At 72.7% G+C, this 15,662-nt stretch carries 11 protein-coding genes; 9 read left to right on the top strand and 2 right to left on the bottom strand.

Annotated elements, in window-relative coordinates:
• The first annotated feature begins 3 nt into the window (after positions 1–3).
• From CP983_RS26370 to CP983_RS26345, 6 genes are all read left to right on the top strand, one after another.
• A complete protein-coding gene (locus CP983_RS26370; RefSeq protein WP_373309891.1) occupies positions 4–1,350 on the top strand; it encodes a carbohydrate ABC transporter permease in 1,347 nt (448 codons plus the stop codon).
• Positions 1,347–2,204, top strand: a complete 858-nt coding sequence (locus CP983_RS26365) for a carbohydrate ABC transporter permease (RefSeq protein WP_150502219.1) — start codon at positions 1,347–1,349, stop codon at positions 2,202–2,204. The genes CP983_RS26370 and CP983_RS26365 overlap by 4 nt, the downstream gene beginning before the upstream one ends.
• A 166-nt stretch (positions 2,205–2,370) precedes the next feature.
• Positions 2,371–4,635 carry a bifunctional glycosyltransferase/CDP-glycerol:glycerophosphate glycerophosphotransferase gene (locus CP983_RS26360; RefSeq protein WP_150502217.1) on the top strand — a complete coding sequence of 755 codons (2,265 nt, stop codon included), beginning with the start codon at positions 2,371–2,373 and terminating at the stop codon, positions 4,633–4,635.
• Positions 4,636–4,815: 180 nt separating this feature from the next.
• On the top strand, positions 4,816–7,017 hold the full coding sequence (locus CP983_RS26355) for a bifunctional glycosyltransferase/CDP-glycerol:glycerophosphate glycerophosphotransferase (protein WP_150502215.1): 2,202 nt from the start codon (positions 4,816–4,818) through the stop codon (positions 7,015–7,017).
• A gap of 1 nt (position 7,018) precedes the next feature.
• A complete protein-coding gene (locus CP983_RS26350) occupies positions 7,019–9,250 on the top strand; it encodes a bifunctional glycosyltransferase/CDP-glycerol:glycerophosphate glycerophosphotransferase (protein WP_150502213.1) in 2,232 nt (743 codons plus the stop codon).
• Positions 9,251–9,310: 60 nt separating this feature from the next.
• A complete protein-coding gene (locus tag CP983_RS26345) occupies positions 9,311–10,900 on the top strand; it encodes a hypothetical protein (RefSeq protein ID WP_150502211.1) in 1,590 nt (529 codons plus the stop codon).
• A 15-nt stretch (positions 10,901–10,915) separates the two neighbouring features.
• Here CP983_RS26345 and CP983_RS26340 read toward each other — a convergent pair whose 3' ends face one another.
• Positions 10,916–11,329, bottom strand: coding sequence for an organic hydroperoxide resistance protein (locus CP983_RS26340; RefSeq protein ID WP_030947586.1), 414 nt, complete (start codon positions 11,327–11,329; stop codon positions 10,916–10,918).
• A gap of 121 nt (positions 11,330–11,450) precedes the next feature.
• On the opposite strand from CP983_RS26340, the gene CP983_RS26335 reads away from it, so the two are divergent.
• The 3 genes from CP983_RS26335 to galE all read left to right on the top strand — a co-directional run bounded on the left by CP983_RS26335 (position 11,451) and on the right by galE (position 14,948).
• Complete coding sequence (locus CP983_RS26335; protein WP_107905718.1) at positions 11,451–11,927, top strand: MarR family winged helix-turn-helix transcriptional regulator; 477 nt, start codon at positions 11,451–11,453, stop codon at positions 11,925–11,927.
• Positions 11,928–12,237: 310 nt separating this feature from the next.
• Positions 12,238–13,950, top strand: coding sequence for a glycosyltransferase family 2 protein (locus tag CP983_RS26330; RefSeq protein ID WP_150502209.1), 1,713 nt, complete (start codon positions 12,238–12,240; stop codon positions 13,948–13,950).
• A 17-nt stretch (positions 13,951–13,967) separates the two neighbouring features.
• Positions 13,968–14,948, top strand: a complete 981-nt coding sequence (gene galE / locus CP983_RS26325) for a UDP-glucose 4-epimerase GalE (protein ID WP_150502207.1) — start codon at positions 13,968–13,970, stop codon at positions 14,946–14,948.
• 67 nt (positions 14,949–15,015) lie between these two features.
• Here galE and CP983_RS26320 read toward each other — a convergent pair whose 3' ends face one another.
• Positions 15,016–15,660: a response regulator transcription factor gene (locus tag CP983_RS26320; protein WP_150502205.1), complete on the bottom strand. Its 645-nt coding sequence runs from the start codon at positions 15,658–15,660 to the stop codon at positions 15,016–15,018.
• Between the last annotated feature and the right edge of the window lie 2 nt (positions 15,661–15,662).

Raw genomic sequence — 15,662 nt, 5'->3', positions numbered from 1 at the left:
GTCATGGCCTCCGCGGAAGCGGCGGGGGGCACCACGCCCCCTGCCGCACCCAAGTCACGCAAGAGCGTGACCGGTACCCGCAGGACCGTGGCGGCGCTCTTCCTGCTGCCCGCCCTGGTGCTGCTCGGCGCGCTCGTGGTGTACCCGATCGGGTACTCGGTGATCCGCAGCTTCTACGACCAGTCCGGCGACGGCTTCGCCGGATTCGACAACTACCAGGCCCTGTTCACGGACGACGGCATCCGCACCGCCCTGAAGAACAACATCGTCTGGGTGGTGTTCGCCCCGACCGTCGCCACCGCGCTCGGTCTGATATTCGCGGTGCTGACCGAACGGGTGCGCTGGGGCACGGCGTTCAAGCTGGTCGTCTTCATGCCGATGGCGATCTCGATGCTGGCCGCCGGCATCATCTTCCGGCTGGTCTACGACCAGGACCCGGACAAGGGCGTCGCGAACGCGGTGTGGGTGGGCGTCCACGACACCTTCGCGCAGTCGTCGGCGTTCCCGAAGGCCCACCCGGGCCGTGAGTCGCCCCTCGAAGCGGCGCCGGGCGGCGGTTTCATCACCAAGGCAACGGTCAGCGCGGGCACGCCGGTCACCCTGCCCCTGGTCGGCGTCGCCCCCGACGTGATGCCGGACGACGCGGGCAAGGCCGTGGCGGCGAAGGCCGAGCCGGGGAAGGTCACCGGCACCACCTGGCAGGACTTCACCCGCGGCAAGGGCGTCGGCACGCTCGGCGGGGTCGACGCGGCCGAGCTGGGCTATGCCGGGATGAGGATCGAGGCCGTCAAGGACGGCAAGGTCGTGGCCTCCACGAAGGCCGCCGACGACGGCACGTTCACGCTGCCGGCCGCGGCCGACGGGGCGCAGCTGAAGCTCCCGGCGGACAACTTCAAGGAGCCGTACAACGGACTGGACTGGCTCGGCCCGTCGCTCGTCACACCGTCCATCATCGGGTCGTACATCTGGATGTGGGCCGGTTTCGCGATGGTGCTGATCGCGGCCGGGCTCGCGGGCATCCCGCGCGATCTGCTGGAGGCGGCCCGGGTCGACGGCGCCAACGAGTGGCAGGTGTTCCGCAAGATCACGGTGCCGCTGCTGGCGCCCGTCCTCGCGGTCGTCACCGTCACCCTGATGATCAACGTCCTGAAGATCTTCGACCTGGTCTTCATCATCGCCCCGGGCTCCTCCCAGGACGACGCGAACGTCCTGGCGCTGGAGCTGTACCGCAAGGGCTTCTCCGAGGACCAGCCGGGCATCGCGAGCGCGATCTCGGTGTTCCTGCTGCTGCTCGTGATCCCGGTGATGTGGTTCAACATCCGTAGGCTGCGACGGGAGGTGCGGCGATGACCAAGGAGTCCCTCGGCTCCCGGCTGGCCTCATTCGTCAGCGGCGGGCTGGTGCGGGTGTTCCTGATCGTCGTGGGCCTGTTCTGGCTGGTCCCGACGCTCGGGCTGCTGCTGTCGTCGCTGCGGCCGCCGGAGGAGATGAACGCGAGCGGCTGGTGGGAGGTCCTCAGCAAGCCCTCCCAACTCACCTTCGAGAGCTACGACAAACTGCTGGGCAACAGCGACATCACCGACTCGATCCTCAACACCGTGCTGATCACGGTCCCGGCGACGGTCCTCGTCGTCATGATCGGCGCGCTCGCGGGATACGCGTTCGCATGGATGGAGTTCCCGGGCCGCGACTGGTGGTTCCTCGGCGTGGTCGGCCTGTTGGTGGTGCCGGTGCAGGTGGCGCTGATCCCGATCGCCGAACTCTTCGGCAACATCGGCATCTTCGGCTCCCTGATCGGCGTGGTCCTCTTCCACGTCGGCTTCGGGCTGCCGTTCGCGGTGTTCCTGCTGCGGAACTTCTTCGCCGAGATCCCACGGGAGCTACTGGAGGCGGCGCGCCTCGACGGCGCCAGCGAACTGCGCCTGTTCTTCCGTGTCGTGATGCCGCTGGGCGGTCCGGCGATCGCTGCGCTCGGCATCTTCCAGTTCCTGTGGGTGTGGAACGACATGCTGGTGGCGCTGATCTTCACGGACGCCGACAGCCAGCCGATCACGGTCGCGTTGCAGACCCAGGTCCGCCAGTTCGGCAGCAACGTCGACGTGCTGGCACCCGGCGCGTTCATCTCCATGGTGATCCCGCTGGTCGTGTTCTTCGCGTTCCAGCGGCAGTTCGTGTCCGGCGTGATGGCGGGCGCGGTCAAGTAGCGGCAGAGGCAGGACGCTTGCGCGGCGGCAGGCGTGAAGGGGCGGGCCCGAAAGGGCCCGCCCCCTGTCGTTCACTCGCGGTCCCCCGTATGCCGTAGGACCCGTAACCAAGTCACTCCATTGGCCGTTCCCGGGCCGAACGCCCGCACCGATCGATGGATGTCCCTTGCCCAGGTTCAGTGTCATTGTCCCCGTGTACAAGGTGCAGGCGTACCTGCACGAGTGCCTGGAATCGGTGCTCACACAGTCGTACCCCGATCTCGAACTGATCGCCGTGGACGACTGCTCACCGGACGCCTGTGGCGCGATCATCGACGAGTTCGCGGCCCGCGACCCGCGCGTGCGCCCGGTGCATCTGGACCGGAACCGGGGGCTCGGGGCCGCCCGCAACGCAGGTACGGCCGAGGCGACCGGCGACTACCTGATCTTCCTGGACAGCGACGACAGCCTCACCCCCGACAGCCTGCACGCCATCGCCGACCGGCTGAAGGAGACGGGCGAGCCGGACGTCCTGGTCTACGACTACGCGCGCACCTACTGGACCGGCGAGACGGTCCGCAACCAGGCCGCCGGGCAGCTCTCCGAGGAGGGCCCGGCCCCCTTCCGGCTGGCGGACCGCCCGGGCCTGCTGCGGCTGCTGATGGTCGCCTGGAACAAGGCGTACCGGCGGGAGTTCGTCGAGGCGGAGGGCTTCGCCTTCCCGTCCGGCTACTACGAGGACACGCCCTGGACGTACCCGGTCATGATGACCGCGGAGTCGATCGCGACCCTGGACCGGGTGTGCGTGCACTACCGGCAGCGCCGCCAGGGCGGCATCCTCGGCACGGTCAGCGTCCGCCACTTCGACATCTTCGAGCAGTACGACCGGGTCTTCGCGTACGTGGCCCGCCGGCCCGAACTCGCCCGCTGGCGGCCCCTGTTGTTCCGGCGGATGGTGGACCACCTGGTCGTGGTGTTCGCCCGCCGCGACCGCCTGCCGCGCCGCAGCCGGGCCGCGTTCCTGCGCCGGGCCCGCACCTACTACCAGCGCTACCACGCCCCCGGCGTCCCCCTCCCGGCACGCACCCGCGTCCACTACACACTCGTCCGCCTGGGACTGCACCGCACCTATCACGCCCTGCAGCTGTCGGCGGCCCTCGTGCGCCGTACCGCCAAGCTCACCGGCCGGCTGCGCAGGCGCCTGCGCACCGGCGCCCTGCGTCTGCACTACCGCGTCCAGCGCCTGCTGCCGGTGCGCGCCGACCGTGCCGTCTTCGCCGCGCACGGCGTCCAGGGGCACGGCTGCCACCCGGGCGCCCTGGAGCAGGCGTTCCGCACCCACGCCCCGCACATCCGCACGGCCTGGGTCGCCGACGCCGGACAGCGGGGCCCGATCCCGTCCGGCACCCGCCACGTCCGCCCCGGCACGGCGGCCTACTGGACGGCGCTCGCCCGCTCCAAGTACCTCGTGCACAACGCCGGCTTCGACCGCGGCCTGGTCAAGCGCCGCGGCCAGGTCCTGGTGCAGACCCAGCGCGGCACCCCGCTCAAGCACATGGGCCTGGACCTGCGCGAACGCCCCGCGGCGGCCGAGGGGACGAACCTCGACGAGTTCCTCGACGACGTCGACAGGTGGGACTACGTCCTCTCGGGCAACCGCCACTCCACCCTGGTCTGGGAGCGGGTCCACCCGGGCACGTACACCACCCTCGAATACGGCGGCCCGCGCAACGACGTCTTCCAGCAGGCCACTTCGGCGGACGTGACCCGCATCCGCGAGCAGCTCGGCATCCCCGAGGGCGCGGTGGCGATCCTGTACGCCCCCACCCACCGCGACTACCGCCGCACCCAGAGGGCCGCCCTCGACCTGCACAGCGTCGCGCGCCGCCTCGGCCCGCGCTACGTCGTCCTGGCCCGCGCCCACCACCGCCACGGCGGCCCGCTCGTCGAGAACCCGTCCGGCCGGGTCATCGACGTCACCGGCCACGCGAGCGTCGAGTCGCTGTGCCTGGCCTCGGACGCGCTGGTCACGGACTACTCGTCGATCATGTTCGACTACGCAGGACTGGACCGGCCGATCGTGATCCACGCCGACGACCGGGAGGCGTACGAGGCGGCCCGCGGCACCTACTTCGACCTGCGGTCCTTCCCGCCGGGCGCGGTCTCCCGCGGCGAGGACGAGCTGATCGACATCTTCGCCACCGGCCACTGGCGCGGCTCGCGCTCCGCCCAGCTGAGGGCGGCGTTCCGCGAGCGCTTCTGCCCCCACGACGACGGACGGGCCGCCGAGCGGATCGTCCGCCATGTGCTGCTGGGCGAACCGGCCGGGCCGCCGGTCGTACCGCTCGGCAGGCGCCACCCCGTGCCGTCGCCCGCCGCGTCGCTCCCGCACACCCCGCAGGCGACCGTGCCGCGACCCGCGAGACCCGTGACCGTCACCGAGAGCCGCTGAACGGCGTTCTCACAGAAGAGGAGTTCGCATGCCCTCCAGCCCGTCACGGCCCACCCCGAGCAGGCCGCCCACCTGCCGTCCCGCAGGGCGGCCCGGCCGACTCGGCGCCGGCTGAGGCCGGCCCCCGGCCTTCTCGCGCACCAGGCCGCCGGCACATCGCACACCGACAGGAAGAGCAGTATGCCCCGCTTCAGCATCATCGTTCCGTCCCACGGGGTCGCGGGCCGGCTGCCCCAGGCGCTGGACTCGGTCCTGGGCCAGTCCTTCGGCGACTTCGAGCTGATCCCGGTCACGGACGGCCCCGACGCCCCGGCGCAGGGCGTCGCCGCCGGGTACGCCGAGCGGGACTGCCGGGTGGCGCCCGTGCACTCGCCGCCCGCGGCCGGGCTGGCCGGGGCGCGCGACGCCGGGCTGCGGGCCGCGACCGGTGACTGGCTGCTGTTCCTGGACGGCGACGACACGCTGCTGCCGGGCGCGCTGGCTGCGCTGGACGCCCGGCTGGGCGAGACCGGTGACGTGGACGTCCTGTACTTCGAGCACGAACGCACCCCGTGGTGGGCGGGCGAGCCGACCAACCCGGCCGCGCCGGTGCTGGCCCGCACGCCGGACGGTGCCTTCCCGCCCGAGCGGGCCCCGCACCTCACCGGCGTGGAGCTGCCGGCGTGGAGCGCGGCCTACCGGCGTGCCTTCCTCACCGAACGGCAGCTCACCTTCCCCGAGGGCCGCTTCACCGACATCGGCTTCGGCGGCCTGGTCGCGCTGAGCGCCGAGCGCGTGGCGGTGCTGCGGCAGGTCGTCGTACGGCATCTGCTGCGCCGGCAGGGCAACCGGCTCGGCCTGCCGGGCGGGCATCACTTCGAGCTGCTCGCGCAGGCCGAGCTGGTGCTCGCTCGGGCCGCCGAACTTCAGCTGCCCGCGGAGCGGTTCGGGCCGCTGTTCGAGCAGCTCTTCGCGGCCGTGCTGAAGACGGCCGCTCATCCGCGCAGGCTGCCGCGCCGGCGCCGGGCGTTCTTCCAGCGGGCGAGCGGGCTGTACCGGCGCTACCGGCCCGCCGGGTACCGGACGCCGGGCGGCAGTCTGGGGGTGCAGCACCGGCTGCTGGCGAGCGGGGCGTACCTGGCGTTCCGGGCGCTGCGCGGCGCGAACCGGTCGTTGGCGAGGGCGGTTTCGGCTGTGCCGCGGCCGCGCGGGCTGCGCACCCGGCTGCGGTACCGGCACCGGCTGCGGACCCGGCTGGACGCGAATCTCGCGGTGTACTGCGCGTACTGGGGCCGCGGCTATGTCTGCAACCCGGCGGCGATCCACGCCAAGGCACGCGAACTCGCCCCCCACATCCGCTCGGTGTTCCTGGTCGAGGCGGACCGGGCGCACACCGTGCCCGAGGGCGTGGAGTACGCGGTGATCGGCAGCCGTGAGTACTGGGACGCGCTGGCCCGCGCCAAGTACCTGATCAACAATGCCAACTTCGCGGACGCCGTGGTCAAGCGCAAGGGCAGTGTCCATCTGTCGACCCAGCACGGCACCCCGCTGAAGAAGATGGGCGCCGACCAGGCGACCTACCCGGTGGTGGCCGCGGCGACCGGCAGCTTCTCCAGGCTGCTGGCCCGCGTGGACCGCTGGGACTTCAACCTGAGCTCCAACCGCCACTCCACGGAAGTGTGGGAGCGGGCCTTCCCCTCGGCCCACGAGACCCTGGAGTACGGCTATCCGCGCAACGACGTCTACTGCACGGCGACCGCCGACGACGTGGCGCGGGTGCGCCGCGAACTGGGCGTCCCCGAGGACAAGAAGGCACTGCTCTTCGCGCCCACGCACCGCGACCACGCCACCGGCTTCGAGACGGGCCTGGATCTTGAGGCGCTGTGCGAGGAGATCGGTGACGAGTACGTGGTGCTGCTGCGCGCCCACTACTTCTACGACCGGGGTGCCGCGCGCGGCACCGGCCGGGTCATCGACGTCACCGGGCACGGCTCCGCCGAGGACGTGTGCCTGGCCGCCGACGCGCTGATCACCGACTACTCGTCGATCATGTTCGACTACGCCAACCTGGACCGGCCGATCGTCGTGTACGCCGACGACTGGGACGTCTACCGGGAGCTGCGGGGCGTCTACTTCGACCTGATGGAGGCGCCGCCGGGCCGGATGGCGCGGACGCTGGGCGAGCTCGCGGCGGTACTGCGGGACGGCTCTTACGCGGACGAGGAGGCGGGCACCCTGCGTGCCGCGTTCCGGGAGCGCTTCTGCCAGTTCGACGACGGGCACGCCGCCGAGCGTGTCGTACGCCGGGTGCTGCTCGGGGAGCCGCCCGAGGCGCTGCCGCCGGTGGTCCCGCTCGCCGAGCGCATCCCCGCCCCCGCCGCGACGACCCTTGTGAGGAGCTGACGTGCCCCGCTTCAGCATCATCGTGCCCGTCTTCAAGGTGCAGGGCTTCCTGCGGGAGTGCCTGGACTCGGTGCTCGGGCAGTCGTACACCGACTTCGAGGTGATCGCGGTCGACGACCGCTCACCCGACGGCTGCCCGGCCATCCTGGACGGCTACGCCGAGCGCGACGCACGCGTGCGTGTGCTGCACCTCGCGGAGAACGTCGGTCTCGGCCGGGCCCGCAACGCCGGGCTGGCGCAGGCGAGCGGCGACTACGTCCTGTTCCTGGACAGCGACGACCACTACACGCCGGGCCTGCTGGAGGCGGTCGCCGCGCGGCTGGAGACGACCGGCGACCCGGACATCCTGGTCTTCGACCATGTGCGCACGCACTGGTGGGGGCGCGGTGGCCGCAGCACGTCGGCGGACCTGCTGGCGGCGGCCGGCACCGGCACGGTCAGCGTGCGGGAGAACCAGGAGTACCTGCATCTGTTCCTGGTCGCGTGGAACAAGGCGTACCGGCGCGACTTCTTCCTCGGGCACGACCTGGCGTACGCCCCGGGCCTGTACGAGGACGCGCCCGTCACCTACCGCTCGATGGTGCTGGCCGACCGGGTCGCCTGTCTGGAGCGGATCGGAGTCGAGTACCGGCAGCGCCGGCAGGGCGCGATCACCAGGACGCCGGGGCGGCGGCACTTCGACATCTTCCCGCAGTACGAGTCCCTGTTCGCGTTCCTGCGGCAGCGCCCGGACCTGGCGTGGGCGTGCCCGCCGCTGTTCGAACGGGCCCTGGACCACATGCTGTTCGTGCTGGCCCGCGAGGACCGGGTGCGGCTCGGGCACCGGCCGGACTTCTACCGGGCGATCCGCTCGTTCTACGCCCGGCACGTCCCCGAGGGCTTCGTCCCGCCCGGCGGCACGCGCGGCCAGGAGATGCGGCTGCTGGCCACGGCGTCGTACGAGTCGTTCGCCGCGGCCCGTGCGCTGCGCGAGCTGCGCGGGGTCGTCGCGAGCGGCAGGCGGCGGGTGACGCGGGTGGCCGGGCAGCGGGCCGGGCGGATGCTGTACGCGGCCCGGTCGAGGCGGCCCCTGGATCCGCACCTCGCCGTGTACTCGGCGTTCTCGCACCGGGGCGTGCTGGGCGATCCGGCGGCCATCCACGCGAAGGCCGGCGAGATCGCCCCGCACCTGAGGGGCGTGTGGGTGGTGCGGGAGGACGCGGCGGACACGATGGCGCCCGGCATCGACTTCGTGACGCCGGGCTCGCGGCGCTATCACGAGGTCATGGCGCGGGCGACGTACTGGGTGAACAACGTCAACTGGCCCGGCACCCTGGGCAAGCGGCCCGGCAGCGTCCACATCCACACCCATCAGGGCACCCCGCTGAAGCACATGGCTGCCGACCTGCTGGCCAAGCCCGGTGCCCGGCACGGCTTCGACGTGCCGAAGATGCTGTGGCGGGCCGACCGCTGGGACCACAGCCTGGTGGCCAACCGGCACTCGGAGCTGGTGTGGGAGCGGGCCTACCCGTGTCATTTCGCGTCGGCGCGGACGGGCAGTCCGCGCAACGACGTGCTGGTGAACGCGAACGCCGAGGCCACCGAGGCGGCCCGCGCCCGGCTCGGCGTCCCGGCCGGGCACACCGTCGTGCTGTACGCGCCGACCCGCCGCGACTACCGCCGCGGCGGCCATGTCGACCGGATCGACCTGGCCCGGTTCGCCCGGGACCTCGGCACCGGCCACACGCTCGTCGTACGGCTGCACCCGGCGCTGGCGAAGGGCATCGCGCGCGGGATGGGCCTGGCCGATCTGCACCGGCGGGGCGTGCTGATCGACGCGACGGACGAGCCGCACGTCGAGGACGTGATGCTCGCGGCCGATGTGCTGGTCACCGACTACTCCGCCCTGATGTTCGACTACGCCAACCTGGACCGGCCGATCGTGGTCCACGCCGACGACTGGGGCGCGTACACGGCGAGCCGGGGCACCTACTTCGACATCACGGCCGACGCGCCGGGTCATGTGTCGCGCTCCTACCGGGAGTTGGCGTGGCTGTTCGCCTCCGGGACCTGGCAGGACGCGGAGTCGGCGCGCTTCAGGCGGGGATTCCGGGAGCGGTTCTGCGAGTTCGACGACGGGCTGGCCGCCGAGCGGGTCGTCCGCACGCTGATGCTGGGCGAGGGGATGGAGGGGCCGGCGGCGGGCCGGGTCCCCGGTCCGGCGAGCGCGCGGTCACTCCTCGACGCCCACTGACGGTCACCCGATGAGGTGAAGTGAGGCAAAGCCGTTGACCCCACCGGGAACATACGGCAAATGCCCCGAACCGATACGACCTCCCACGTCGGAAAGGCGGCCGTCGGCACTCTCGTCCGGAGCACGGTGCGCGGTGCCACCGCGCTGCGCGGCGGCCGCGGCCCGCGTCCGACGCAGTACCAGGTCTTCGGCTTCCTGTTCTTCCTGGTGATGCTGCTGGCGTACTGGGCCGTGCCGCTGTGCTGCGACGCGGGCCAGCACGCGGCGGTCGTGGAGCGCCTGAAGGCGGATCTGCTGCGTCCGCGGCATCCGATGGCGGACCTGCCGGGCGCGGGCAGCCCGTACTACTCGCCGTACGCCCTCGCGCAGGGTGCCTTCGCCCGGCTGACCGGGCTGGGCGGCTGGGAGGTGGTGCGGCTGGCCGGGGTGCTGAACCTGGCGGTGCTGCTGACGGGCCTCGGCCGACTCGTGCGGGTGCTGACGCCGCGGCCGTGGGCGCCGGTGCTCGCGCTGGGCGCGATGACGCTGCTGTGGGGGACCGAGCGGGCCTGGTGGAGCGGGTACCTCGGCCTGATGTCGATGACCGGCAACCTCGGCTACCCGTCGGCGTTCGCCATCGGGCTCACCTTCTGGGCCTGGGCGTGGACGGGGGCGCGGGCCCGTGGGCAGTGGCCGGTGCGCTACGTCGGGCCGAGCGGGCTGCCGGGGTTCGCCGGGTACGCCGGGCTCGGCGTGCTGTACGGGCTGATCCTGCTGGTCCATCCGATCACCGCGGCGGCGGCGGTGCTGGGCGCGGTGGCGTTCGTCGCGGGGTGGCAGCGGGGGTGGGGGCCCGCCGTGCTGGTGCGGTGGGCGGTGACGGCGGGCGTGGCGGTGCTTCTCGGCTGGTCCTGGCCGTACTTCGACGTGTTCGCGCTGGCGGGAAACCACAGCGTGGACGGGACGCACCGGCGGCTGTACGAGGGGCTGCCCGGTCAGTTCTGGCTGGCGCTGCTCGGGCTGCCGGCGCTGTGCCTGCGCGGGCGTGCGTCCCGGCGCGATCCGCTGGTGCTGCTGTTCGCGCTGGACTGCCTGCTCGTGGCGTACGGCTGGATCAGCGGCCACTACACGTACGGCAGGATCCTCGGGCTCACGCTGGTGCCGCTCCAGTTCGCCCTCGCGGTGGAGCTGGCGGCGCCCCGGCCCTGGAGCAGGGCGCGCCGGGTGCTGGGCGGGGCGGCGGCGGCCGGGGCCTGCGTCGGGTTCCTGACCGTGCAGGGCGGGGCGGTGGTGCCGAGGGCGCTGGACCCGGTGGGGCTGGAACAGCCCTCGCGCTGGCCGTCGTACGCCTGGGTGGCGCGGCATGTCGGCAAGGGCGAGGTGGTGATCTCCGACGGGCACTACGCGCCGCGTTCAATCCCCGGGTTCGGGCCGGACCTCGCGGCGCCGATCTGGCCCGATCCCGCCCTGGACGAGCGGGACCGGGAGCGCCGGCTCGCCGATGTCCGCGCCTACCTCTCCCCCACGTCGACCCGCACCGAGCGCACGACCGTCGCCCGGCGCTACCGCGCGCGCTGGCTGCTGCTGACGCGGTGGAAGCGGGTGCCGGAGGAGGCGGTGGTGGTGGCGTGGAGCCGGGAGACGGGAGAGGTGCTGGCGCGGATCGGCTGACGGGCGCCGGGGGTGCTACTCGATGACGAGGTCGACCTCGATGTTGCCGCGGGTGGCGTTGGAGTAGGGGCAGACCTGGTGGGCCTGCTCGACGAGCTTGCGGCCGGTCTCCTCGTCCAGGGTGTCGGGAAGCTCCACGCGCAGCGTCACCTTCAGGCCGAAGCCCTCGCCCTGCTTGCCTATGCCGACCTCGGCGGTGACGGCGGCGTCGGTGACGTCGACCTTGGCCTGGCGGCCGACGAGGCCGAGCGCGCTGCCGAAGCAGGCGGCGTAGCCGGCGGCGAACAGCTGCTCCGGGTTGGTGCCCTCCCCGTTGCCGCCCAGCTCCACCGGCGGGGCCAGCTTGAGGTCGATCCTGCCGTCGTTGGAGACGGCGCGACCGTCACGGCCGTGGGTGGCGGTGGCGACAGCGGTGTAGAGCGCGTCCATGGGAACCATCCCTCTCAAGTCACGTTCCGGCGGCTCTGTTGGCGGCCGCCGGACGACCACAAGTAGAGCACACAATTCAATTGCACACAACTAAATGACGGACAGGGGCTACCCTGGAGGCATGACGACCACGCCCACGGCCGACTGGCTCCGCCTCGACCAGCAGATCTGCTTCTCCCTGAACGCCGCCTCGCGCGCCTTCGGCGGCGTCTACCGCGTGGTCCTGAAGGAGCTGGGGCTCACGTATCCGCAGTACCTGGTGATGCTGGTGCTGTGGGAGCACGGCGACCTGCCCGTGAAGAAGCTCGGCGAGCATCTGCGCCTGGACTCCGGCACGCTCTCGCCGCTGCTCAAGCGGCTGGAGACGGCCGGCCTGGTGCGCCGGGAGCGCAGCGCCCGCGACGAGCGCTCGGTGGAGGTGCGGCTCACCGACGAGGGCGTCGCGCTGCGCGAGCGGGCGCTGCAGGTGCCGCGCCGGATCGTCGCGGCCACGGGCTTCGACAAGGACGCGATCGGCGAGCTGCGGGAGCGGCTGGACCAGCTCACCGAGGCACTGGACGCGGCGGCACTGGAGGAGGCGCGCGGGCTGGAGGCGTGAGGGGACGGTGCCGCTCGGGCGGGTGGGCGCGGTCCGCCGGGCCGTGATCCGCCGAGCCGTGACCCGTTCCGCGCTCATCACGGTTCCGGTGTTGTGCTATTAGCTGACGATTATTGGCTTTTGACGGCGTATCGCCATGGATATGGCCTTCGCCCGGCCTACGATCCCGGTGACGTGTTCCTTCCGCCCCGAACTGCCGACGCCCGCGAGTGAACCGGAGTCCGGATGCCGCCGTCTTCCGGCTCGGGCCACACGCCCCTGCCGGGGGGCGCGGCAACCCACCACTCCTACGACTCCGGAACGTGGCCCCATGGACCCTCACGCCCCGCACACCGCGCCCGTACCGCGGGTCGGCGTCGTGGTCATCGGCCACGACGACGCCGCGCACGTGACGGCCGCCGTGCGCTCGGCGCTGGCCCAGGGGCCCGTCGTCGGTGAGATCGTCGCCGTCGACGACTGCTCGACGGACGACAGCGTGGAACTGCTCACGCGCCTCGCCGCGGGCGAACCGCGGGTGCGGGTGGTCCGGCGCCGGGTCGACAGCGGCGGCTGCGGCAGCCCGCGCAACACCGGCCTGGACCGGGTGACCTCGCCGTATGTGATGTTCCTGGACAGCGGCGACCTGCTGCCGCCGGGCGCGGCCGACGCGCTGCTCAGGGCGGCGACGGACGCGGGGGCGGACGTGGCGGGTGGGTTGTGTGTGCGGCGGGAGGTGCCGGAGCAGAGACGCGCACCCGCGGGGCGCGAGGCACCGGAGAAGGGGCGCGAGGTGCCCTGGGAGGCCGGTCTCCATGCCGCGCGCGCGGTGTACGAGAGCCCGGCGCAGCGCCCGCGTCTCGTCCACGACACGCTCTGCGTCAACAAGCTCTACCGCACCGACTTCCTGCGCGACCACGGCATCCGCTTCCCCGAGGGCCGCTTCCGCCACGGGGACCTCGTCTTCAGCGCGCGCGTACTGGCCGCCGGTCCGCGCATCGCCCTCGTCCCGAACCGGGTCTACGTCCGGCACGTGCGCGGCTGCGCCGACCGGCTCCCGAGTTCCCCGGGCCGGGCCGGCATCGCCGACTGGCGGGCGCGCACGGAGGCGAACCGCGCGGCGTACGAGATCCTGCTGGCCGCCGGGCGCAAGGAGCTCGCGCGGGAGGCGCGGGCGAAGTTCCTCGACCACGAGCTGCGGATGTACGCGTGCGAGCTGGAGTCGCACGACGTGCACCACCGGCGCGCATGGTGGACGCTCACGCGGGCGTATCTGGCGGAGTACGACGCGTCCGACTGGGAGCACCGCCCCACCGCCCCCGGCTGCCTCGTCGGCCGGGTCGTCCTGGCCTCCCCCGAGCCCCGTGACCTGCCCCACATCCGGGCCCTGGCCGCCCGCCCGGCCCGGCTGCTCCCGCCCTACGCGCACACCCCCGACGGCACCCCCGCCTGGTCGGCCGGCCTCCCCGGGATCACCCTCGAACCCCTGCTGACCCGCCCCGTCCGCTTCCTCCCGCTCACCGTCGACGCCGAACTGCGGCCACGCGCGCGTACCGCCCTCCTGCGGCTGCGCCTGCACGAGCTGTACGGCCGGATGGCACAGGCGGGCCCGGAGGCTCTGGAGGTGGAGTGGCGGTGCCGGGCGACGGGGCGGGCGGTGGGGCCGCGGACGACGGTGGGGCTCGCCGCGCCGGCCGTGGGGGGCGCGGGTGTCTTCTGGTCGGCGGAGGTGACACTCCGGTGGGCCGCGTTCGCGTTCGGCCGGATGCCCGCCGGCGGGGCGCGCGTATGGGATCTGCGGCTGCGGGTGCGCTTCCGGGGCGGCGCGTACCGGGAGGTCACGGCGCAGGCGCGCGCGGGCGCCGAACTGCCGCGCCGGTGCGCCGTGGTGGGCGCCCGGCACTCCGTCGTACTCATGGAGCCGTACAGCACACACTCCGGGGCGCTCGCACTACGCGTGGCCCCCGCTTCACGGGGAGTCATGTCGGTTGTCCATGACGGACTCCGCCGCCTGCTTCACTGTCACTCACGACCACAGGCCCACTGACGAGGGGACGGCCGCACATGTCCTGGCTGATCACCGGCGGCGCCGGTTACATCGGAGCGCACGTCGTACGGGCGATGACCGAGGCGGGCGAGCGCGCCGTGGTCTACGACGACCTGTCCACCGGCATCGCCGACCGTGTGCCCGACAGCGTCCCGCTGGTCGTCGGTTCGACCCTGGACCGTGAGCGTGTCGCCCGCGCCATCGCGGCCCACCGCATCACCGGTGTCGTCCATCTCGCGGCGAAGAAGCAGGTCGGCGAGTCGGTCGATCTGCCGCTGCTCTACTACCGGGAGAACGTCGAGGGCCTGCGAGTCCTCCTGGAGGCCGTGACGGCGGCCGACGTGCGGTCCTTCGTCTTCTCCTCCTCGGCGGCGGTGTACGGCATGCCGGACGTCGACCTGGTGACGGAGGAGACGCCGTGCGCGCCGATGTCGCCGTACGGCGAGACCAAGCTGGCGGGCGAGTGGCTGGTACGAGCGACCGGCAAGGCGACGGGCCTGGCCACGGCGTCGCTCCGCTACTTCAACGTGGCCGGCGCGGCCACCCCCGGGCTCGCCGACACCGGCGTCTTCAACCTCGTCCCGATGGTCTTCGAGAAGCTGACGGAGAACGCGCCCCCGCGCATCTTCGGCGACGACTACCCGACCCCCGACGGCACCTGCATCCGCGACTACATCCACGTGGTCGACCTGGCGGAGGCCCATGTCGCCGCCGCCCGTGCCCTCCAGGACTCGCCGGGCCACGACCTCACCCTCAACATCGGCCGCGGCGAGGGCGTTTCGGTGCGCGAGATGATCGACCGCATCAACGCCGTCACCGGCTACGACCGCCCCCCGACCGTCACCCCGCGCCGCCCCGGCGACCCGGCCCGCGTCGTCGCCTCCGCCGACCGCATCGCCACCGAACTGGACTGGAAGGCCAAGCACGACGTCCAGGACATGATCGCGTCGGCATGGGCGGGCTGGGTACGACAGCACCCGGACGCGGCCCGCGACTGACACGACCCCGCCGAAGCGCGGGCCGCCCCGCCACGCCGGCCACGCCCCACGGCGCCCCGCCGCCCGCCTACGAGTTGTTCAGATACGTCAGCACCGCAAGCACCCGGCGATGCCCGCTGTCACTCTGCGGCAGGCCGAGCTTGAGGAAGACGTTGCCGATGTGCTTGTGGACGGCGCGTTCGGTGACGACGAGGGTCCGGGCGATGGTCGCGTTGTCGTGCCCCTCGGCCATGAGGGCCAGCACCTCGCGTTCGCGCGGAGTGAGGGAGTCCAGGGGTGAGTCGGGGCGGCGGGTCAGGAGTTCGGTGACGACCTCGGGGTCCAGGGCGGTGCCGCCGGCCGCGACCCGCTCCAGGGCGTCGAGGAACTCGTCCACCCGGCCGACCCGGTCCTTGAGCAGATAGCCGAGGCCGCTCGCACCTCCGGCGAGGAGTTCCGCGGCGTACGACTCCTCGACGTACTGGGAGAGCACCAGGACCGGCAGCCCGGGCAGCTCCTTGCGCGCGGCGAGTGCGGCGCGCAGCCCCTCGTCGCGGAAGTCCGGCGGCATCCGCACGTCGACGACGGCCGCGTCGGGGCGGTGCTCCAGCAGGGCGGGCAGGATCTCGGGGCCGGTGCCGGCGACGGCCACGACCTCGTGCCCGGCGGACGTCAGGAGCAGGACGAGGCCCTCACGCAGCAGGGCGTTGTCCTCGGCGATCACGACTCTCACGG

It is taken from the genome of Streptomyces chartreusis (assembly GCF_008704715.1).
GTDB lineage: Bacteria > Actinomycetota > Actinomycetes > Streptomycetales > Streptomycetaceae > Streptomyces > Streptomyces chartreusis.
The sequence above is the reverse complement of the archived record's forward strand: the minus strand, read 5'-3'. Positions and strand labels throughout refer to the sequence as shown.

Coding starts and splice junctions, on each gene's coding strand:
- galE (WP_150502207.1), top strand. CDS start 13,968: ATGTCCTGGCTGATCACCGGCGGCGCCGGTTACATCGGAGCGCACGTC.
- CP983_RS26335 (WP_107905718.1), top strand. CDS start 11,451: ATGACGACCACGCCCACGGCCGACTGGCTCCGCCTCGACCAGCAGATC.
- CP983_RS26370 (WP_373309891.1), top strand. CDS start 4: ATGGCCTCCGCGGAAGCGGCGGGGGGCACCACGCCCCCTGCCGCACCC.
- CP983_RS26345 (WP_150502211.1), top strand. CDS start 9,311: ATGCCCCGAACCGATACGACCTCCCACGTCGGAAAGGCGGCCGTCGGC.
- CP983_RS26340 (WP_030947586.1), bottom strand. CDS start 11,329: ATGGACGCGCTCTACACCGCTGTCGCCACCGCCACCCACGGCCGTGAC.
- CP983_RS26355 (WP_150502215.1), top strand. CDS start 4,816: ATGCCCCGCTTCAGCATCATCGTTCCGTCCCACGGGGTCGCGGGCCGG.
- CP983_RS26330 (WP_150502209.1), top strand. CDS start 12,238: ATGGACCCTCACGCCCCGCACACCGCGCCCGTACCGCGGGTCGGCGTC.
- CP983_RS26365 (WP_150502219.1), top strand. CDS start 1,347: ATGACCAAGGAGTCCCTCGGCTCCCGGCTGGCCTCATTCGTCAGCGGC.